This is a genomic window from Candidatus Zixiibacteriota bacterium, assembly GCA_016933955.1.
Taxonomy (GTDB): Bacteria; Zixibacteria; MSB-5A5; order GN15; family PGXB01; genus JAFGTT01.
On record JAFGTT010000003.1, the window covers coordinates 1 to 22052 of the forward strand.

Consider the following 22052-nt stretch of genomic DNA (forward strand, 5'->3'; position numbering starts at 1 on the left):
AATGTAATCAAGCGGCCGTTGTTGTCAAGCCCCAGCTGTTACTCAAAGATTCGCAGATATAGCTGTAATGTAATCAAGCGGCCGTTGTTGTCAAGCCCCAGCTTATCGGAGGCAGTCATTGCGAGACGATTAAAATGTAATCAAGCGGCCGTTGTTGTCAAGCCCCAGCTGGTATCGTCAATATGCTTGAACATACTGAAATGTAATCAAGCGGCCGTTGTTGTCAAGCCCCAGCCAGCTCCAATAGATATGCTGGAACGCTCCAATGTAATCAAGCGGCCGTTGTTGTCAAGCCCCAGCGCGGGGAACTGCTGCGCTCCTGGTGATAATAATGTAATCAAGCGGCCGTTGTTGTCAAGCCCCAGCGAGCTGCTCAGCTTGAAGAATGGCAAGTTCAATGTAATCAAGCGGCCGTTGTTGTCAAGCCCCAGCCCACTCCCCCTCATGCCATGACTGATCTTTAATGTAATCAAGCGGCCGTTGTTGTCAAGCCCCAGCCGACCTGGGCGATTATACTATCCTTGCTTCAATGTAATCAAGCGGCCGTTGTTGTCAAGCCCCAGCGGAGAACAGCAACCAGTAGCTGATTTCATCAATGTAATCAAGCGGCCGTTGTTGTCAAGCCCCAGCACACCAACGCATCCTGGGCCGTTTCGAACAAATGTAATCAAGCGGCCGTTGTTGTCAAGCCCCAGCTTTAGGTCTAATCGAAAACGTGAAATTTTCAATGTAATCAAGCGGCCGTTGTTGTCAAGCCCCAGCCCTTACTACGTTGGCGTATGGCGTCTATATAATGTAATCAAGCGGCCGTTGTTGTCAAGCCCCAGCTGCATCGGCAATATATATAATATTAATCGTCGCCCCCCATGCGGGGGCGTGGATTGAAACATGAATGACAAGCTGTCGGTCCCGGTAAAGGCCTCGTCGCCCCCCATGCGGGGGCGTGGATTGAAACAGGGCCGATAGAATCCACAAAGACGGTATAAAAGATGGTGCATTCGCTTTCGAATATCGCCAACCCTTTGATATGCTTGCGCTTTACAAGGAAAAAGAACTGAAACAAAATCGGCGATCCGCTAAAGAATCGCCTGACTATCAACTTTGGCGTCCCCAAGGGGATTCGAACCCCTGTTGCCGCCGTGAAAGGGCAGTGTCCTAGACCGGGCTAGACGATGGGGACGCAATGTTTTTTAACGGCCCAAGTATAATACTTTTTACGAATCTGTCAACACAAATTAATAGCCAAATGTTCCAGCGCATACCCCCGACCGGTATGCCGGCCAACTCATCGCCAAACGGCCTATTTCAGCAGCATCATTTTGCGCGTCAATACCTTCTCCCCGGCCGTCATTCGATAAAAATAAATCCCGCTGGCGACCGGGTTGTCATCGAAATCCGTCCCGTTCCATTCCACCCGATAACTGCCTGCGGCCAGATTTTTATCGACCAGACAGGCCACTCTGCGCCCAAGAAGATTATATACATCCAGACGGACATCGGCCCGCTCCCGGACGCCGAAGGCTATGACCGTAACCGGATTAAACGGATTGGGGCAATTCTGCGCCAGAATATATTCCTGCGGAACAAGCATCTCATCTACCGTTTCGACATCGGTTGTCTGATAATACTTGTTCCTGGCCTGAATAGCCGTATTTATCAGATTATCGAGAGTTTCGTTGGCGGCCACCACGGCAAAGGCGATCGTGTCACGCTGGCCGGGTGCCAGATCGAACGGCCCGGTCGAAACCACCTGAGAAAGATCATACCAGGAGTTGTATTCTGAATCGTGAATACCCGATATTAGGGAATAGTACTTTTCTTCTTCACTCATGTCATATTCATCATTATTGGTCTCACGCCTCAGGGTATGAGAAATCATTCCCGATTCGGTCAAAACCACAACTCCCCGGTATCTTTGGGGCCAGTACGGGAAAGCAATTTCATCCGCATATATGTACCCAAGATCATAATCCGAAACGGAGCCGCCACAATTACTCAGATAATTATATAAATTCCAGTCGAAAAACAGCCCGGCATAGAGATTGGGAAGAAGAGAATCGCTGGTGTTATGCACGGCATATTCCATAATTACGAAATTGTCATTCGGCGACTCATCCCATAAATAAGTCCGCTGTGTGATTTCCACTCCAAGCGGATGTTCGGCCCGGCCGTCATTATAAACCGAGAACGTCTCCTGGTCGGACCGGACTCCCGGAACGCTGACCAGCAGATCGCCGCCGGGGGAAACAGCGAAATCGTTATCGGGTTCCATGACCAGGTTGCGAGCCCCATCGGAAATATGATTGGCATCATTACCGATCATAAAGGCCGCTTCGAAAAGATCGTTTATGACCGTATCCTGGTACCGGAACCCACTGTAACCGAGAGGATAAAAAGATCCCCCGGCAAAACCGTATTCCCCGAAATTGGAAATGGTAAAATGAAGGATATTGTTTTTATTGGTATAAAATCCGGCCGCGGGGCTTTCGCCGACACGGAGATATAAACGGCATGAGCAGTGATAGCCTCCGGAACCGAAAAGATCCAGAAAGGCAGTGAACAGGCGACCCGATGTTACCGTATCGCTGACAGCCACCTCAAAAGGAAAACTGCTGGCGATGGTATCACCGGAACTAATCGGCCCGAAATAGAGAGAATCGGTTAAAACCTCTATTCCGCCGTTGGTACCCGTAGCACGACCATAGACCATATTGACCGGGTCCCCGAAATTCTTGACAACGACATAACCGGAAGCCGTTTCGCCCGGTTCCACCGGCTGATAGTTATAGGAATAGACGCGTAAATCCGGTTCCGGCGGAGGCGTCAACGCCTCAAGCGAACGCGGAATATGGATCAAACCCCAACCATAGTCATTGTTGGGCAATGAAATCCCCTCGGGCAACCGGCGGCATCCGGCCAGAAGCGCTTCTTTGATTTCATCGACCGTGGCATCGGGTGCATACTGCCGCAAAATAGCGACCGCCCCGGACACATGCGGAGCCGCCATTGACGTTCCATTCATGGGGGTATAATAACTCGATCCGGTGGATGAAAAGATCTGATAGCCGGGAGCCACAACATTCGGTTTTATCATGCTGGTATCGCAGTCCGATGGCCCGCGCGAGGAAAAATACGTTATGGTATCGCCTCTGTGATCAATCGCCCCGACAGCAAAGCAGTCAAGAGAATCAAAAGCTCGGTCAGCCGGGTTACGCAGACTCATCGGCCCATCTTCCCCCTCGTTACCGGCCGAAAAAATATTGACTATCCCCAGGGCCTCGGTATTGTCGATCATCTGCCAGAAATATTCATTACAACCAATACCCTCGATTCCCCAGCTATGATTGATTACATCGGGAATATCATTGATGGTATTGGGATCGCCATCGGGATCAGCGGCCCATTCAAAAGCGTCAATAATCGATGCCCCGTAGATATTTATAACCGCGGCGGTAATCCATCTGGCTCCCGGCGCCACTCCGCAAATCCTTACATTTTCGGAATCACTATTATCATAACCAACCATCGTTCCCATGACATGGCTTCCATGATGCTTACTGCTGAAATCTTCGGGAAAAACCGACGAGGTGTCGATCGGATTAAACCAGGCGGCTGACCAGTTGCCATCCAGCCCCTTCCAGCTTTTATTTAAGGCCGGATGAATACCCTTAACCCCGGTATCAAAAGAACATACTATCCGTCCGGAACCATCATAACCCATTGCCCAGGCAGAATCGGCGCCAACGGCTATTATGTTGGGATCAATATATGTACTCTGAGCAACATCTTTTTCGATATCCTCGGATTCGCCGGTGGGATCGACAGCCGTTATCAACGGCAGTTGAAAAATATAATCGACATCATCGCGTTCGGCCAGTTTATCCAATTCTGAAATAGCGATTCTGGCTGAAACAGCATTGATTATCCAGTGACTTTTTATATCCGCAGCCAGATTGTTTTTTTCCATCTCTCTTAGGACATCAAGAATTCCGGCCTGGGAGATCGTAGCTCTGGATTCCAACTGCTCCATTCCAACCCGATGACGATCGGCCAGTTTTCGATAAGAATCGGCCAGGGTAGTTTTAAGTGCGGTATTGGCCAGAGGCGAATCCAGTGATATGATAATCTCGATTTTATCGGTCGATCCGGCCTTGGCAACTTTGGTTGCCAATTCGGGGGCTATTTCCCCGGCCAGGACTGGAACAACCAGAGTTGATACTCCAAGGGTAATAATCAGGGCGGACAATAATATCTTTTTCATAAAAGCCTTTTTCCTGTCAGTATATGATTATCATTAAAAAGCGATAATCATGCCGACACTGATGTCGTTATATTAAAAATACATAGTTGTGCATCAACAACTTAAGAATAATAAAAGTCGGGGAAAAAGCAAGTGTGAATATTATTTTTCAATCCCTGCATACTTTTTCATACCGTTATTTTCGAAAGCCGACCGTCTAATTAAGAACTGCTTGGATTGACCTCAAGGCAAATTATCGTATATTGTCGGGGTCTTAAGATACTGGAGGAAATAATGAAAACAGCCCGTGTGCTAATAATTTTTCTGATTGTTATAATGATCTTTGTTCCATTTGCCCCGGCCGTGGCCGGATGGACAAATTACAACAGCTGGGATCACCAATTGGTCGATAATAATCTTTCGGCCATTTCAATTGATTCCGATGAGCTGATCTGGCTCGGTACCAATGGTAATGGGATTGAATCATTCGATGGTGATTCGTCCTGGGTTCTGTACATTTCGTCTTTTCCGCCGGGACCGATCAGTAACAATATTACCGACCTCGCCGGCGATACCGATGGCAACATCTGGATCGCCACTATCCTTGGCCTGTCAACTCGGAGCCATGACGGCACCTGGGATGAATATAATGCCGAGGACAGTCTTCTGCATGTCAATATCAGGCGTGTTGTCTGCGACAATGATGGTTATATCTGGCTGGGGACCTTCGGGGCCGGGATGGTTCGTTTTGACCGTGACACCACCTGGACATACTACACTACCGACAGCGGTCTGGTTGATAACCGAATCTTGAGTCTTCTTCTCGACCGGGATAATTATCTCTGGATCGGCACCTATGGCGGCGTCAGCCGGTTTGATCGTAACCTCGACTGGACAAATTACACCGATTCAACCAGCGGTCTGCCGGGTAATGTGGTTTATGCGTTGGCCCAGGATCGGGCCGGTCGATTCTGGTTCGGGACCGATTCCGGCGTGACGGTTTTCGACGGTACCGGTTCTTGGACCAGTTATAATTCTGATGGCAGCGATATAGCGCCGGGGGCAGTCCTGGCCATAACGGTCGACAGTGCCGGAAATATCTGGTTCGGACATGGCGTCTCCGGTAGCCAGGCCATCAGCGTAAGTAAATTCGATGGTATTTCGGAATGGGAGGTTTTTAACATTCGTTACGGTATAGAAGACAATGTTTCGGTGGTCGATGCCGTTACCGACTCATCGGGTAATATCTGGTTTGCGACTGACGGGGATGGTTTCACCCGATATATCCCGGATCCTGTGGATGCTCCCGATGAGGAAACAGAAACACTTCCCTCGGAATATGAACTGGCTCAGAACTATCCCAATCCGTTCAATGCCTCGACCATTATCCGCTACTCCCTGCCGGAACGATCGAAAGTAAATATATCCATCTACAACACCCTCGGTCAGCTGATAACGGTTCTGGTCGATGCTTACCAACCGGCGGGACGCCATACGGTGGTCTGGAATGGAACCGATCAGAATGACAACGAGGTTGTTTCCGGGATGTATCTTTACAGCATTCGGGCCGGGGATTTTGTTGATGCCAGGAAAATGATCCTGTTGAAATAAATCAACGGTTTGGTTATAGCCTTTTAAAAAAACCGCCGGGGGTCGGTCACCTCGGCGGTAATTTGATTTGCCTTTCAGCACTCCTTAAAACTCAAAGGTAAGACCGATCCGGGCGGTTAAGAGGTCGGTTTTAGATTCCGTAATATCGTAAACCACTTCACCGTCCTCACGACCGATTGATCCCTCCTTAAGATACTCGGCTTTACCGCCGATCAGGTACCTGCCCCGCAAATCCAGATACAATCCCAACTCTTTGGGAGCTCCGGGAGGAGTACCATATAGTTTAATCAACAATCCGCCTCCGGCACCATAGCTGAAAACAAAATCATCGAGGTTGGTCGAACTGGCCACATCCTCACCACCACCCCCGATATCATTAATTGTCGTTTTGGTGAACAGGTAATTGAATCCGAGCAGTCCCTCGATATAGGGGCGAATCGGACCATGCCGCATCTGGGCCCGAAGAAGCAGATGACCCAGCAAAATATTATTGCTGGTTTCCACCTCCACCTCGACATCCGGTATGGTGGAACTGAATGGTTCGCGGCGGGTTTCATGACCATAAATCATATAACCCAGCGAAACTCCGATGCCGACCGGGGAGTTACTCGGAGAATAAAGAAATTCCCCGGCAATACCGACTCCGGTTTTATCAACCTCATCCTTAAAATCTCCCTGAGGGAAACCAAGCAGAAGATTGACCCCGCCTTGCATAAAGGTTCTGGCCGAAACCGGCATTGACAATACCATCACCAATACCAGCCCTGATAGAATTACCAGTCTAATCGTTTTCTTCATAACACTCCCGTCATAAAAATACTATTCTTACTGTTTTCTTTAAAACTCCAACTTGGCCATGATCCTGAATATTCTCGGCCGTCCGAAATTATTGGGATCATTCTCCGCCAGACGATATTTTTCTTCACCCGTTAATCCTGAATTATCGAAAACCGTATCCGTATCCTCTATAAACTGCTGACCCGCTGGGGTCGACAGCCAGCCAGTATTATTCGGCTCACCGGTCGATGAATATACATAGGTATAATTATCCCGGTCAAAAACATTCAGCACTTCAATCCTGAATGAAATCGTTGATCCGGCAAATTCGAGTAACCTTGCCGACAATCCGAGGGTGACCTCGAAGAAATCCTTGATATTTTTTTCGCCGTATAACCCGATTAAATCATAATCCTTGTAGATTAAAAAAATGCTCGAGCTTGCCACCGTATATCGCAGTCCCCTTTGTAAGCAGAATGATCCGTCAATTGTCAGACGGTCAAGAATCTTATTGACGACACCCCGGTCCCGGGTAGCCGTCGACCCATTGACAAAACTCAGTTTTCCCGGATCGAAAACGATATTTCCCGACAACTTGTAAGATGTATATTTCATATAATTCGGAACCGCCTGCATAGCCGGGTATGGATATATGGCGCTGGCAAGCACCGGTTGGTCACCACGGACCAGCTGGGCGGTCATAGTACCGTTCAATGCCCCCTCACCCCTGTGAACAAAAGTGGCAATCAGGGCATCGGTCTGTATTTCTTTATCGCTGTTGGCGTATATTTCATATGCCCTGATATTTGCCGGTATAATGACCGGTTCGACATAATCCGAAATTATTTTTTTTCGGTAAGATATTGAGACCGCATTATTATTGAATGAATAATCCAGACCGACTTCGTACTGCCGATTCTTGATCGGATCGAGATCCGGATTTCCATATGGATAAAAAAAGCCCATAGTCGTATAGGCGAATTCAAAAAACTCAGGGTCGAAATAAAGCTGGGTATAATCAGGGATAATATACCGCGTCGAAAAATTGCCGAAAAACGAAACACCGGAAAAACCTGATGTATTTAAAAGCGAATAATTGACCCCCAGTCGGTATCCCAGACGATTTTTGCTACCCGCCTCTTTCATATCCGATTCCGTAAGATCAGTATTCGTACTATCCACCGGATCGGTCGGGTTGGCGGGATCGATAAAAGACAGTGCCCTCGATGAAAAACTCAAAAAATCGAGTGAACCCATTACTGCAAAATTATCGCCCAGCCATTTACCCGTTAATCCGGCCTCGAACCTTCTCGGCCGGGGGACATCATCGAATCCATTACCATCTATTTCCGTCTCGGCATCGCTTTCAAAACCAATCGCCTCGAATAATTCCCACTCAGGTACGGTTGGCGCAAAATGCGCGAATTTTCGAAATGTCTCCTTTTCATAATTCGAATTCAGCGATAACACCAGATTTTCTCTAAAATAGCATGAAAGCCCGAATCGAAAGTTGTAGCTGCCTGTTTTGTACCTCTTATATTGATCGTTAACATGGCTCTCATCGGTATTTTCCGTCATCGCCATATAATCATCCCATTGCCAAAAAAGACCATTAATATCCGTCAAAGGATTCCCGTCGGGACGTAAATAACTTTTCAGGTCATCCAGGTAACCTCCGTCTCCCAGTTGATAATCATCCCCGCCGATACCGAAACCCGCGCGGGCAAAGAGATTTCCTCTCACCCAGCCATATAGAGAGAAGTCGCTTTTATACGTATAGGCCTTATCACGCGGAGCATGGTCGATATCGAAATAATAATCATGATCATAATAATTACGTTTGAGCGATTTATAATACATCCTCGCATCGGCTTTGAACCTGGTCAGTATTCTGAAACCGCCCCCGCCCATAAATTCCACATTTTCGGCGTCATTGTGCGGCAGTACATGGGTGACATTTGACCGCGGCGAGGCATCATCGAGATTTTCGAAACTGATCGATCCAAACAGCGAACCGATCTGCCGTGGAAGTTCCCGCCCCACCGTTATTTTGTTGAAACGGCCGTCGCGCGTGGCATAAATACTTTCCCCTCCCTGCTTTTCCGGACCGTTGAATCTCGAAATCAGGTTGATATCCGCTCCCGGTTCGCCCGCAAATGGGTCCCCCAAATTGACCAGCACCATATCCGGGTAATTGCGGGCCGATGGCACATACAATCGCCCTCTCGAAAGACCCGTCATCAACAGCCCGTCATATGCGTAACTCGTATTCTCTATTCTCCCCGAACCGAGTCTGCCGATACCATCCGGAAACTCACCGGAAAAGCCCTTGATTTCTTTTCTGGTCAGGGTTATCAACTGCCCGGACCGGTCGGCAAAGCCCTCATTGGATAAATAGTAACCTTGATCTACTTGTTTAATTAATATCCTTGTGGTCAATCCCGGGTATACATAAATCCGGGCGGCTGTACTCGGTCGGGAATCGGGATATGCTAATTGAAGATTGTAGCCTCCGGGATTGATATTCCACAGGATCACCTTATTGGATCGGCCGAATTTAAGACTCTGCGGTTCCCCTTCAAGCTGGACTGACATTTCCGAAAAATCTTCATCGATCGACTTATCGACAATAATCGCCACGTTGCCGAGTTCGACAGCCAAACTTGAGGGGCAAATCACCAGCCAGGCAATTAGTAGTGCCAGAAATGAAAAAACCGATTTTTCCATTTAATGGTTTCTCCGGTATTTATATGACGTTTGGCTTATGTTTAAGTTTCCAACTTAATTAAATCTCTCAGGTATTGCAATAATTATCAGGGCAACCTATCTTAGTTAAGGCATTCAAAATAAATGGATATCAATGAAATATATTAAAAAAGTAATTGGCCTGGCCTTGATTGCTGTCGCCCTTATGGCAGTATTCAAATTTAATATTCTTGCCGGTCGTTTTATGTTCCTCAGTGGCGATGGCCAGGTCGTTCCCCATACCCTTTTGCAGCTCCGCCTCTGTTTGATAACTCTGGGTATTGTCGGTTTGTATTTTATCTTTACCAAAGACATTAACCGATTATTGGGACATGTGAATAATTCCATTGTCAATCTTGATCGGCTGAATTTCCTGAGAATATTTATCCTGATCGCGCTTTGTCTCAGAGTCGCTGTCGTGATTTTTATGCCTTTTAGGCTTTGGATCGATTACCAGGTTTATGATGAACTGGCGCGGCACTGGGTCGAAGTGGGAGGTTATTATGTCGGTCAATTTCCGACTGCCTACCGGCCTCCTGGTTATCCGTTTTTCCTGTCCCGGTTATATGCGATATTCGGAACTCACCCGCAAATCGGAGCGGTAGCCAATATAGCCCTGAGTCTGGCCATAATGCTGATAAGCTATCTGATAATACGCCGAATCCTGAACGAAGGGTCGGCCCGCTGGACGATGGTCATCCTTGCCTTTTTCCCAAGTCAATTGCTTTTTGTCAATTTACTGGCCTCCGAACCGCTTTTCACGGCTCTATTTCTGACGGCTGTCTATATTTTTATATTGGCTTGCCGTAGACGGCGCAATCAGAACTGGTATATTCTGGCCGGCGGTGTATTTCTGGGGCTGGCCACTCTCACCAGGGCTATTACCCTGCTCTATCTCATTGTGCCGGTGGTTTTCTGGCTCGCTGTAACCAGAACCTGGAGAAAAACCATAACATATACCCTGGTGGCCCTGATTGGATTAACTCTGGTTGTTAGCCCCTGGATGATCCGTAATTACCGGCAGAAAGGCAAATTTACCATTTCCACCAACCGGGGAATCAATCTTCTAATAGGAAATCAACCCGGATCGGGGATGGGTTGGAATCAACCGGTAACTGAAGAATTCTCAATTGGCGATCCGACCAGAGAGGTTTATATCGATTCGGTGGGCTGGTCTCGCGGTATTCAATATATTGAAAGCGATCCGATCGGATTTGTCAAACGGGGATTTTTGAAAATATTATATTTTTATGCCGTCGATATGGAGGGACTTGGCTATGAACTGGTCGAGGCGGCTGATAACGATCGGTTTGACCGTTATGTTATCGTGGGCCTGCTGACCGAGACTTACTATATCATGATATTGATGTTTGCTTTTTTCGGAGGGTTGATTTTACTTCGGCGGCCACGGGCGGCTGGAAAATTACTGATTCTTTTGACCATCGGTTACTGGACCGCTGTTCATTTTGTCTTTTTTGCCGATGGCCGATTTCATTTTCCATTAATTCCCTTTATATCAGGCCTAGCTGCTATTTATATCGAACGGATGACAGGTTTCACATCCCGTCTCAGAAATTCATAAAACAATTAATTTCCTTCTATTTTCCTTTTTTATTGACAGATCAGTGAAGTAATCATATCTTTATACTGATAGGGAAATCATTGATTTGACATCAGAGAGCCGCCTTTCCCAATCTTAATTTAGTTCTGATTTGAGGAGTTTTTAATGTATCCGACCTCTGTCGGTCATTCACGGATACGTTCTCCTCCGCCTGAGGGTGAGCTATGTCTAAAATCCGCCTTGACTATAAGAGTAACAATTCAACCAGGAGAAATATCATGTCCAACAGATCAAAACTGCCTGCAATTTTACTTGCTCTGACGGCCTTCTGTCTGGCAGGGACTCTGGCCTTCGGCGAAACCATGGATATCATCAACGGGCATGTCGGGTTCATGGTGGCGGGAAATGGTGCCTATCTTCCGGGTTCAACCGATGATCCCGATGAAGAGATTACCCATAACCGTGTTATGATACAATTTGAAAGCGGCTGGCCGCCCCAGGCCGGAGCTCAGGTAACCAGTATAATTCTAACCCTGACCTATGACGAAGAAGTCTGGACTTTCTATGATGCCGTTAAGACCGATAACTGGCCCGGCACTCTGGATTTCGATACCACCGGTGATGGTTATATCCAGTTGATTTTCAGCGGACAGGGCATCAATCCGCCTTACAGTTACTGGACAACCGGCAAGTTGGCTGAGATTCAGCTGGAACCGAAATGTCAGGAGGAATTTCCGGGATATGCGGTATATCATGCCCTGACCTACCATCCCAACGGCCCCAATTACGCCGTTGTATCGTACGTGGATAACAGTATTATTTACAATGATATTTATTATCCGGACCCGATGTACGATGCTTTCCTGTTCGTTCAGCCATACATCCAATCATACTCCGTTCAAAATACCGAAGCGATTCTGGGAGATGTCGTCCAGGTGCCGATTTTGGCAGAAACCGATTTTCGCCTCTTCTCCACCTTCCATGTTATCGATTACGACGAAACCCGACTGGAGTATATTGATGTTATTCCCAATCCCGAGATTTTCGAGTATACCATGACCCATTCCCACTGGGGATTGAATGCCTCGGATAATCTGGAGGTGTACCTGACCCATGACTCCCCGGCCTGGCCGCTTGACTGGATCGGCGAGCTGGAGGAGGGGACGGTACTTTACTGGATCGAATTCCGCGTTCTCGGGGATGATGATGATATCGACATTCCGGTCAATTTCGTTCATGCGGAATGCGAGGACACCGCCTGGACCGAATGGCGTCTGACCGGCGGGGAATGCGAAGCACTTCAAACCAGTATCAATCCGCCGACATCTTATAACGGTTTCGTCCAGGTGGCGGAATTCACCGGGGAAATGTACTCCTGCGGCGATCAGGAATTTATCGATAAAAGCGGCGGGATTCAGCCGATTACTTTCAACATGAAAATGAAACACAACTTCCCGGTCGGGAATTATACCGGCGATCCCGACATCGGCGAAATCTCTGCTGTTTTCGAACTGCCGGCCTACCTGACCTTCGTGCCCCCGGTGGATGAACTCAATGATTCTCTCGATTTCCACAGTGAAACATATGCCAATGGTGCTACCTATCTTCACGTATACCAGGAGTATAACAGCCAGCTAACGGGCAAGAATTTCTGGCCGCCTCGAACCGATGCAACCGATGCGGTGGCCATGGATTTCTATTTCAACGAGGCCAATTTCACGCCCAACTACAATAACCGCTATATTTATCTGCCGTTTGTCGCCACCGGCCATGATTGGTACACCCGGATCGAGGACACTACCGGCTATGCACTGGCCTCGGTGTCCAATGGACAGCTGACGGCAATTGCCGAAGGAATCGAGGTCCATATGGGTGAATTCCATTCCAACTTCGCTTCCAGCAGCAGCAGATATGTCAGTCAGGATATCTACCTCAGGGCCAATTTCGATATCGGCCATTTCTCGGTTGATATCAGCGTCAACAATAGCTTTACCATCACCAATGCGGTTCCATACCTTGGTGCACGGGCGGAGACAATTGATTCCAATACTCGTCGTATCTATTACGGAGCGGATTCTGCATATTGCGAAGCCAGCGGAAACGATTTCGTTAAAATCGCCACTCTGACCTTCAGAGCCCCCTGTACGGCCGGCAAGATTACAGCCGAGGATAATGGCGGCTATGAAGACGAACAGGAATACGGAGGAGGAGGAGGCAGTTACACTCAGACAGCCAATACCGTCTTTGAAAATGTATTGATCGAAGATTATCTGGAAAATGATCATTTTGTGTACCTGACTCCGAGTAATGTCCGCGGGACATGCGGATTTGTGCCGCTTGATCCGATTATCGAAAAGGATATGATTGCCGGATTGCCCACCGAATTTCGCCTGAATCAGAATCATCCCAATCCGTTTAACCCGACCACGACTATTGCCTATGATATTCCGGCCTCAGCTCATGTACGAATCGACATTGTCAATATACTCGGTCAGAAAGTCGCAACGGTTGTTGATGAAGTCAAATCGGCCGGATCATACCAGGTTGTCTGGAACGGAATGGCCGATAACGGCGCCCGGGTGTCATCGGGAATATACCTGTGCTTTATGCAGGCGGGCGATTATGTCGAAACGCGAAAGATGATGTTGATGAAATAGTCTCCATTATTTCGGAGATACCTTTAATTTACGGCCGGGTCGGATACCCGGCCGTTCTTATGTCTAAAATTCGTATCCCATTCCGACCACCGGCAGAAAGGGAAGTTGATTGATTTCATCAACGGTGTTGCTTTCATTTTTCCAGATATAACCGGCGACGTTTTTCCGATTATACAGATTCATAATACTCAGATAAAGAGGCAAGGAACTGCCCCTGAATCGAAAATGACGCTCGGCCCGAATCGAAAGAGAATGATAATCCGGCAGGCGAGCATCATTGATTCTATGGATATCAAAAAGGGCATGGTTGTGCATTCTGCTTGCCACTGTATCCAAGGGGGTATAGGGGCAACCAGTGGCATAATCCCAGCGCCATGAGAAATCCCAGTTGCAGCTAAGACGGTACTCACTCTCGACCCTGAAGACCACCCAATTTTCCGTTAACCGGTTGTACCGCCGATTATCATAACCTTTATACTCGGCCCCGGAGGGGGAAAAACCGGTCAAAGCGTACAAACGGCCTGACATTTTTTGTGTAAAGTTATTTCCAGCCCGCAAGAATAAGCCCGGCCTTTATCTGTCAGATTACTGTGCCCATACAGAAAACCACAATTCTCGATCAACTCGTCTATAAAAAAGGATTGCTTTTGAAGAGTATCGACCGGGAAGTCAAAATACTCTTTATAATAATATTCAACTGTGAGTTTCAGATCCCCGGCCGGCAGACGGCTCATGCCCAGAATAAAATGAACCGCTCCGGGGTCTTTCAGGACCTTATTTATATCACCCTGCATAATCATTACCAACGGCAGGTACTGGTAATATATACCTCCGGTCACATTCAAATAGGTCAGCCTGACATAAGCCGCCTGCTTACTGCGGTAAATGAAGCCGCACTCACCGGCTGGCGCTCGTTAAGAGGAAAATAACCGGAATTGACTTTGATACTTCTACCCCGGATACTGATCATATTCAATGCTGAGTTAATCCTGGTGGTTCGGCCTGATCGAACCTCAATGTCCCCCCTGATTACCGAGGCATAACCGATATAGCTGAATCTAAGACTGTGATTGCCCGATGGAATATTGTTCAGAATATATTGTCCTGCCGAATCGGCCATCATGCCATCATTGGTCCCGATAATGGCGATACTTGCTCCCGCCAGAGGTGCTTGAGTATCAACATCGAATATCCGACCCAGGATAATGCCTCCGGGCGAAGGCCTTTTCCGATCGGATGCGGAAATCTCGGAGATATTAAACAGCAGAGAAAGCAGGAGAATCAGGTCACTGGATAACTCGAATGGCCGGTTTATTATCGGCAATATTTCCCCCCCGGAAAAATCGACTATTGTTTTTGCTGGATTAATCCTATCATCCGGTCGGCCGCCTCGGGATTGCGCTCCATCAGATAATTATAGACTTCCTCAGCCTTGTCGGGATTGTTGTTATACATATAAGTCGCCCCCAGATAAATTCGGGCCTCGTCGTTTTTCGGATCAATCTCAACCAGTTTTTCGAACTGCTCGATCGCTTCGGGATACTTCTCCTGAATCACATAGACCACCCCGAGACGTTTATGGGCATTGAAATTTTGCGGCTGAACTCGAATAATACGGTTATAAAGATCAGCTGATTCATCGTACTTCTTCAAATTGTCCTTTGCCGTTGCCTGGTAGTAAAGATACTGGAGATTCATGGGGTTTAAATCAACCGCTTTGCTATAAGCAGTTTCGGCCGCACTATAATCTTTGCGGGAAATATAGATATTACCCATAAGGTAATACAATTCGGCGTCGGCGGTATCCGCGGCCAGTGCCTTTTCCAGGTGGGGCTGAGCATCATTCATCTTACCCCGGGAAATTAGAAATGAAGCCAGGTTATGCAGGTATTCTTTCTTATCGGGTTTGATGGCCACGGCCTTCTCATAGGCCGTCAGAGCCCGGGCCGAATCTCCCAAATTGGCATAGGTGATCCCCATGCTGTTATATATTTCCGCATCGCCGGAGTCCTGGCGGTTGGCCAGCATCAAACATTGCAGCGATTTCATATGATCCTGTTTCATGGAATACAACACCCCGAGGTTTTTCAGGGCATTGACATTCAGCGAGTCAAATCTCAGGGCCTGATGGTAAAATTTCAGGGCTTCGGGGAATTCATTCCGGGCAAAAGAGGTCCCGGCCTTTTTAAGGTAATAACTGAGGCTGTCACTCGTTTCGGCATTGACCATGAAGGCCGTCACCACCAGAATTATCAATAGGGCTTTTAGGATTTTCAAAATCAGACTCCGCAAGTTATATTTTATTGTTATACCATCCAGATTATACTTTGTTGCCTCTCGTGTCAAGCGATCAGGCGGCGAGGGATGTTAAATGCGACGGGCGCCTGCAGGCGCCCGATTGTAGTGACACTTCAGAGAGGTAGTCCGCTTCACTTGCTGAAGCGGTTTTTATGACGATAGGGTTACTTCTTTTCAGGGTCTCGGGTTTTGTTAACCAGGCAAAACGATAGGTACTCCAGCTCCATCGACATATTCTCATTGCGCAGAAAAACATCGCTGGGGACTTTCAAATTTACCGGGGCGAAATTCAGAATGGCTTTGATTCCGGCTCTAACCACATCGTCGACAATATATTGGGCCACTGTGGCCGGAACCGCAACCACTACGATCTCGACATTGTTACTCCTTAAATCCTTCTCCAGGTTTTTTATATCGGAGACAATTATCCCCTTATGGTTTGATCCAATTTTACGCTGATCATTGTCAAAAATTACCTTTATATTGAAACTCTGCCGTTGAAATTCCTTGTAACCGACCAGGGCCGAACCGATATTTCCCACCCCGATCAGGGCTACATTCCACCCCTTGCTCAAACCCAGAATATCGGCGATTTCCTTTTTTAACGCCGATACCGGGTAGCCCAGTCCCCGCGTTCCGAATGAACCGAAAAACGACAGGTCTTTGCGAACCTGGGCCGGGGTCAATTTCTCCCGTTTGGCCAGCTCCTTGGATGATACTGTTTCGTAGTTTTCCTTTTCCAAAATGGATAGAACCCGAAAATAAAGAGACAACCGCCGGATGGTCGATTCCGATATTTTTTTTCTTCCATTATCAGAAAGCACTGATAAACCCCATTTCCAAAATAAAACTACGAGTATGTGAATCTATTCACAAGACCTAAATTAGTCCCGCCCTCATTATATGTCAAGTGAAAAATATCACTTGAGTCAACTTAAGGCTTTAAGATCAAAATATATATATGGAAAAAAACCGCGCCATTAACACAATATATTGTATTAACAACAAGAAAGCAGATCGAAATAAAAATATCAACTAAATAATTTTTCGAACAATTGATCCGTTGATCCGGCTGACAATTTCATAATTTACGGTACTGGCCCAGGCCGCAATCTGATCGGCTGAGACGTTTTCCGTCCCGTCATTTCCCATTAACACGACCTCGTCTTCCAGCCTGACCCCCTTTATATCGGTAATATCGACCATCATCAGATTCATACAAACCCTGCCGCGGATCGGTGCCCGTCGTCCTTTAATCAGAACATGGGCCGTATTTGAGAGTTGCCGGTCATAACCGTCGTAATATCCCACTGGAAGAACGGCCAGACGGGTTTTTGAGGTTGTTCGATAGGTGCATCCATACCCGACAAAAGCATCGGGAAGAACATCTTTAATCTGAATTACCCTGGTTTTCCATTTCATGACCGGTTTGAGAATATTGTTCGAGCCGCCCATCAAACGGTATGACAGATATGTCTCCTTCGAGGGCCAGAGGCCATAAACAGCGATACCGGGACGTACCAGCTCAAATCTGGTGTCATCGAAAAGCAACATGGCGGCGGAGCAAGCGGTATGTCGAAGTTCCGGCTTGAAACCCATTTTTCTTAACTGACCCACGGTTTTATTGAAACGGTCAAGCTGATAACGGGCATAGGCATGATTGGTGGTATCCTCGATATTGGCAAAATGCGTCGAGACACCTTTCAGGTGAAGACCGGAATATTTTTTAATGATATCGGTTATACGGGGCAAGCGTTCCGGCTCCACCCCCTGGCGGTTGGTACCGGTTTCCAGTTTCAGGTGAAGGTTTATTTTGACACCATATTTTTGGGATAAGCGTCCCAGGCGGGATACTGTCTCGCGGTTGTAAACGGTCGGTTCCAGATTCAAATCGATCACAGCGCCCAGATCGACCAGCGGGATATAACCGACCACAAGGATCTCTCTATCCCAGCCATACTGCCGTGCCGCCATTGCTTCCTCAAGAGAATGAACCGCGATATACCGAATATCTTCCTTTATCAGAAGACTGGTAATTTCGGCCAGACCATGTCCGTAGGCATTGGCCTTGACCGCGACCGCGACCATCCGATCTTCGGCAAGTTTCCGAATCGTCCCGATATTATTCTTAAAAGCCCCCGAGTCGAGTTCGACCCAGGATAGATATTCTTTTTTCATAGGACAAATAAATCGAATCCGTGCTTTGACTGCAAATAAAAAAAGGCCCCGTCGTGCGGGACCGGGGCTTTCTTTATAAAAGGGATATCACTTTTCCAGCCTGGCAATCCATCCGCTGATCAGCTTTTCATGGCCCTCTTCGAATTTGGACAGGTGCTGATAAGTCCTTTTGGCTTCAGCGTCTTTGGCTTTGGCCGCCAGTTTCTCGAATAATTGCCGGGCCTCAATTTCCAGCCGGAGAGCGATCTTCAGAATCTCAAGGCGGCCGGAAGCCTTTTTTACTTCATCGATCAAACCCTGATGCCTCGAGGTCATTTCCTCGCCTATCTCCGGCAATCCCTCTTGCTTTAATACATCGGCCGTACTGACCCATCGTTCCGATCTGACCAGCGAATCATATTGTGATTCCAGAACGTGAAAATGTCTTTTCTCCTCAAGGGCCAGTTGTTTCAAAAGTTCAACCAGTTCCTTATCCTTAACCTTTTTGGCCGACTCCACATAAAATACATAGGTGGCCACTTCCGATTGGATACCGCTGGTCAAACCTTCCAGGACTTCGGGATTAACAGCCATTTTTTCTCCTTAATATACCTGATTAAAAAATATTGTTCATATTTCAATTGCCTGGCTTATTTCCGATTTGATTCTTATCTTCCTTTTAGTTTCAATAACTGTAATTTAAACATCAGGCGGCCCGAATTGTTCTCATTTATCCGGGTTTTTGTATTCCCGGAAATCTCTTAATTATTGCGATTGTATTTTTTGTATGATCCACAACATATCATTCTCCGGTCTAATTAATTGTCAACAGGTTAAAAGTCAAGATTTTGAAAGAAAAATAATGGCCGCGTCCCTGTCAGAGAGGCGGGGATTATATTTTAGTTGAATTTACAGGATTCCCCGGCTTATAATAAACCGAGGTCGGCTGAAAATAATGTATGAGTCCATCGAGGAAAATCTGAAATCCGTCAGGGGGCGGATTGCTGATGCCGCCGGGAAAGCCGGGCGGGATCAGGACGAAATAACTCTGGTTGCCGTTTCCAAGACTCATCCGGCCGAAGCCATCCGGGCGGCTGTCGAATACGGCGTTACCTGTCTCGGTGAAGCTCAAATCCGGGAAGCGGAGCCGAAAATAGAGCAACTCGGCCGCCTGGCCCGCTGGCATATGATCGGCCACCTGCAAACCAACAAGGTAAAGAAGGCAGTGGCTTTGTTTGACCTGATCGAATCGGTCGATTCATGGCGGCTGGCGGCTGAAATCGACCGCCGGGCCGCTCAAGCGGGACGAAAAATCGACTGTCTGCTGGAGGTCAATATCTCCGGCGAGCCCTCAAAAACAGGGATTGACCCCGAAGAAACCACTGATCTGGTCGCAAAAATGTCGGTTTTCGACCACCTGAATCTGATCGGACTGATGACAATCGGACCGCTGACCGAGGATATGAAACAGATCCGCGGAGCCTTTCGTAGAACAAAGGAGTTATTTGAACATTGCCGGCGGCAGGCGGGGACTAATTTCCGGGTGCTTTCCATGGGGATGTCGGATGATTTCGAGATCGCCATCGAGGAAGGGGCCACAATGGTCCGGATTGGGACGGCCATTTTTGGGCGGCGGCCGGGGTAAGTTAACGAAAATAGCCATATAAATATGAAATTAAACCAACAATATTGCCGATAATTGCCGAATAAATAGTAAGAGGATGAAATCAAGGTCATTATAAAGATAGGTGTGTTATGGATTTGACTCCCAACGAAATGAAGAACCACCAGTTTTCCTCGTCTATGAGGGGATTCGATAAGGCCGAGGTTAAGGCTTTTATCGATGCGGCCGCGGATGCTTTCGAGGATTCTCGCGCCGAGCTGGCCCGGATTAAAGATGATTATCGGATGCTCCAGGTTAAATACGAGCAACTTCACAATCTGGAAGAGACGATCAAATCGGCGGTTCTTGAGGCTCAGAAAAACGCCAACCAAATTCTGGCTAATGCCCGGAAGGAAGCCCAGTTGATGGGCGAGGAGGCGCGGATTCGGGCTGATAAAATGGTCGAGCAGAAACAGCAGCAGATCGCCCGGCTGGATTCCAAAATCAAAGAAATGGAATATACCCGGGAAACCTTCTACAGTAAACTGCGCTCGGAAATCGAGGCCCATCTCAAGCTGGTCGATTCTATCTGTCCCCAGGAAACCGGAATGAAATCCGAGGAGGTTCAGGCGGAAGGCGAGATGGATGTGGAAACGGAACCGGAGCCCGAACCGGAACGGAAACGGGAAAAACCATCGCTCGATATGAAGGATGAGGATATCGACAATGTGGTTGACAGTTTCGGACCGAAAGAGGATCTCCCGGAGGAACCGAAGGAGGAGAGCCGGGATGAGGCCAGGGAAGAGAAAAAACCGGCCCCGGAGAACAAAAGACCGGACTTTAATATGAGTGACCGGGATATCGACAGCGCCATCGACCGTCTGGGCAAATATTCCGGAGAGAATCCAGAGGAAGGAGAAACAGTCAAGGATGGACAATCTCAAGGCAAGGATTTCTGAGGCGGCGGAGTTTATCCGCACCAGAGTCGATCTTGTTCCCCAAACAGGCATAATTCTCGGGACCGGGCTGGGTTCACTGGCTGATGGTATCGAAATCGCGGCCCGGGTCGATTACGGTACAATCGCCCATTTTCCCGTCTCCACGGTCGAATCGCATGCCGGCCGTCTGCTGTTCGGACACCTGAAAGGCAAACCGGTGGTGGCCATGCAGGGCCGGTTTCACTACTACGAAGGTTACACCATGCAACAGGTGACGTTTCCGGTCCGGGTTCTCAAGGAACTGGGAATCGAAACCCTGATTGTCTCCAACGCCTGCGGCGGGCTGAATCCCCAGTTCAACCGGGGCGATATCATGATTATCACCGACCATATCAATCTTCAGGGCAATAATCCGCTGATCGGGCCGAACGATGAGTCGATCGGGGAGCGTTTCCCGGATATGTACAACTGCTATGACCATGACCTTATCGGGCTGGCCGAGCAGGTGGCGCTGGATCAGAAACTCCCGGTTCGAAAGGGTGTTTATGTTTCGGTGGCCGGGCCCAATCTGGAGACGGCCGCGGAATACCGTTTCCTGCGGACAATCGGCGCCGATGTGGTCGGGATGTCGACCGTTCCAGAAGTAATCGCGGCGCGTCATCAGAAAACAAAAGTGCTGGCCTTTTCGATCATCACCGATATGGGTCTGCCCGATGCTCTGGGGTCGTGTTCGCTGGAGGAAATAATCGCCACGGCCAACCGGGCCGAACCGAAACTCCGGGAATTGATCGCCGGATGTGTGGAACGGATGTAGCCGATCACGGTAAACAGATTTCAAAGCGCGGTTTCTCCGCGCTTTTTTTATGCTCGAAATTCGCGACAGCCTACGGTCTCAGACAAAAAATGGGTTCGTTTCATCCTTCGAAATTTTCTGAAAATGGGTTCGTTTTGTCAGTAAAAAGCTTTTGTAAAAATGGGTTCATTTCCTCAGTAAAAAGATTTTTGGTGCCCTGAGTTTCGGGTAATAAGGTTTCCATAATAATGGGGGCGGGGTATGGATTTGGGGTGAAGGGGTGGAGAAAATGGGGGGAATAAAAACAATAAGCCCTGCTAAAGGCGGGCCGCCAGGGCTGCAAGACTGTATCTAATCATTTAAGGCGAGAATTGTATCTTTGGAATTGTAAAGCCCATCAAGGAAACTAGGTTGCGCTAATTGCTTGATTAAGAATTCTACCCATTCGGGTTTATAAACATAGTCTTTATGTACATCATCATAAATACAATACCGGGTATCAGTTGAAGCTGGGTTATTATTACCTTTTTTGGGTCTAACATTGAAATGACGAAAACATAATTGATGATCATAATGAGAGAATTTTTGTCCAATTCGTGCAGCTGTAATGCTCCCCATTTAGCAAGCGATTTCTAAGAGAGTCCTCGTGGTCAAGTTATAGGTTTCTGCCAT

General features: G+C 47.8%; 16 protein-coding genes, 1 tRNA gene and 1 CRISPR repeat array. Of the genes, 6 read left to right on the top strand and 11 right to left on the bottom strand.

What is annotated here, in order from left to right:
- Positions 1–828: direct repeats of the CRISPR family, unit length 36 nt; unit sequence AATGTAATCAAGCGGCCGTTGTTGTCAAGCCCCAGC.
- A 274-nt stretch (positions 829–1102) separates the two neighbouring features.
- Both JXQ28_00490 and JXQ28_00495 read right to left on the bottom strand, forming a co-directional pair.
- A tRNA-Glu gene (locus tag JXQ28_00490) sits at positions 1103–1180 on the bottom strand.
- Positions 1181–1300: 120 nt separating this feature from the next.
- The gene (locus tag JXQ28_00495) at positions 1301–4261 is read right to left on the bottom strand and encodes a S8 family peptidase (protein ID MBN2276202.1); all 2961 of its coding nucleotides are present in this window, start codon (positions 4259–4261) and stop codon (positions 1301–1303) included.
- Positions 4262–4534: 273 nt separating this feature from the next.
- Between JXQ28_00495 and JXQ28_00500 the strand changes: the two genes are divergently transcribed.
- Positions 4535–5851 (top strand): T9SS type A sorting domain-containing protein, encoded by a 1317-nt coding sequence (locus tag JXQ28_00500; GenBank protein ID MBN2276203.1) that lies wholly within the window; start codon positions 4535–4537, stop codon positions 5849–5851.
- An 84-nt stretch (positions 5852–5935) separates the two neighbouring features.
- Here the strand turns inward: JXQ28_00500 and JXQ28_00505 are convergent, their stop codons facing one another.
- On the bottom strand, positions 5936–6649 hold the full coding sequence (locus tag JXQ28_00505) for a hypothetical protein (GenBank protein MBN2276204.1): 714 nt from the start codon (positions 6647–6649) through the stop codon (positions 5936–5938).
- A gap of 39 nt (positions 6650–6688) precedes the next feature.
- Positions 6689–9355 (bottom strand): TonB-dependent receptor, encoded by a 2667-nt coding sequence (locus tag JXQ28_00510; GenBank protein MBN2276205.1) that lies wholly within the window; start codon positions 9353–9355, stop codon positions 6689–6691.
- Between the two features lie 133 nt (positions 9356–9488).
- On the opposite strand from JXQ28_00510, the gene JXQ28_00515 reads away from it, so the two are divergent.
- Positions 9489–10955 (top strand): glycosyltransferase family 39 protein, encoded by a 1467-nt coding sequence (locus JXQ28_00515; protein MBN2276206.1) that lies wholly within the window; start codon positions 9489–9491, stop codon positions 10953–10955.
- Positions 10956–11212: 257 nt separating this feature from the next.
- Positions 11213–13591 (top strand): hypothetical protein, encoded by a 2379-nt coding sequence (locus tag JXQ28_00520; protein MBN2276207.1) that lies wholly within the window; start codon positions 11213–11215, stop codon positions 13589–13591.
- A gap of 63 nt (positions 13592–13654) precedes the next feature.
- On the opposite strand, the gene JXQ28_00525 is transcribed toward JXQ28_00520, so the two are convergent.
- The 7 genes from JXQ28_00525 to JXQ28_00555 all read right to left on the bottom strand — a co-directional run bounded on the left by JXQ28_00525 (position 13655) and on the right by JXQ28_00555 (position 18640).
- Positions 13655–14107, bottom strand: a complete 453-nt coding sequence (locus tag JXQ28_00525) for a hypothetical protein (GenBank protein ID MBN2276208.1) — start codon at positions 14105–14107, stop codon at positions 13655–13657.
- A complete protein-coding gene (locus tag JXQ28_00530; GenBank protein MBN2276209.1) occupies positions 14095–14436 on the bottom strand; it encodes a hypothetical protein in 342 nt (113 codons plus the stop codon). The genes JXQ28_00525 and JXQ28_00530 overlap by 13 nt, the downstream gene beginning before the upstream one ends.
- Positions 14437–14441: 5 nt before the next feature.
- Positions 14442–14915, bottom strand: coding sequence for a carboxypeptidase-like regulatory domain-containing protein (locus tag JXQ28_00535; GenBank protein ID MBN2276210.1), 474 nt, complete (start codon positions 14913–14915; stop codon positions 14442–14444).
- A gap of 23 nt (positions 14916–14938) precedes the next feature.
- Positions 14939–15868 carry a tetratricopeptide repeat protein gene (locus JXQ28_00540; GenBank protein MBN2276211.1) on the bottom strand — a complete coding sequence of 310 codons (930 nt, stop codon included), beginning with the start codon at positions 15866–15868 and terminating at the stop codon, positions 14939–14941.
- A gap of 185 nt (positions 15869–16053) precedes the next feature.
- Positions 16054–16713: a redox-sensing transcriptional repressor Rex gene (locus tag JXQ28_00545; GenBank protein MBN2276212.1), complete on the bottom strand. Its 660-nt coding sequence runs from the start codon at positions 16711–16713 to the stop codon at positions 16054–16056.
- A 211-nt stretch (positions 16714–16924) separates the two neighbouring features.
- Complete coding sequence (alr, locus tag JXQ28_00550) at positions 16925–18067, bottom strand: alanine racemase (GenBank protein ID MBN2276213.1); 1143 nt, start codon at positions 18065–18067, stop codon at positions 16925–16927.
- A gap of 87 nt (positions 18068–18154) precedes the next feature.
- A complete protein-coding gene (locus tag JXQ28_00555) occupies positions 18155–18640 on the bottom strand; it encodes a hypothetical protein (GenBank protein MBN2276214.1) in 486 nt (161 codons plus the stop codon).
- A 361-nt stretch (positions 18641–19001) separates the two neighbouring features.
- Here JXQ28_00555 and JXQ28_00560 point away from each other — a divergent pair, with 361 nt between their 5' ends.
- The 3 genes from JXQ28_00560 to JXQ28_00570 all read left to right on the top strand — a co-directional run bounded on the left by JXQ28_00560 (position 19002) and on the right by JXQ28_00570 (position 21401).
- Positions 19002–19691, top strand: coding sequence for a YggS family pyridoxal phosphate-dependent enzyme (locus JXQ28_00560; GenBank protein MBN2276215.1), 690 nt, complete (start codon positions 19002–19004; stop codon positions 19689–19691).
- Positions 19692–19801: 110 nt separating this feature from the next.
- Positions 19802–20608, top strand: coding sequence for a DivIVA domain-containing protein (locus JXQ28_00565; GenBank protein ID MBN2276216.1), 807 nt, complete (start codon positions 19802–19804; stop codon positions 20606–20608).
- Positions 20580–21401, top strand: a complete 822-nt coding sequence (locus JXQ28_00570; GenBank protein ID MBN2276217.1) for a purine-nucleoside phosphorylase — start codon at positions 20580–20582, stop codon at positions 21399–21401. The genes JXQ28_00565 and JXQ28_00570 overlap by 29 nt, the downstream gene beginning before the upstream one ends.
- The last annotated feature ends 651 nt before the right edge of the window (positions 21402–22052 follow it).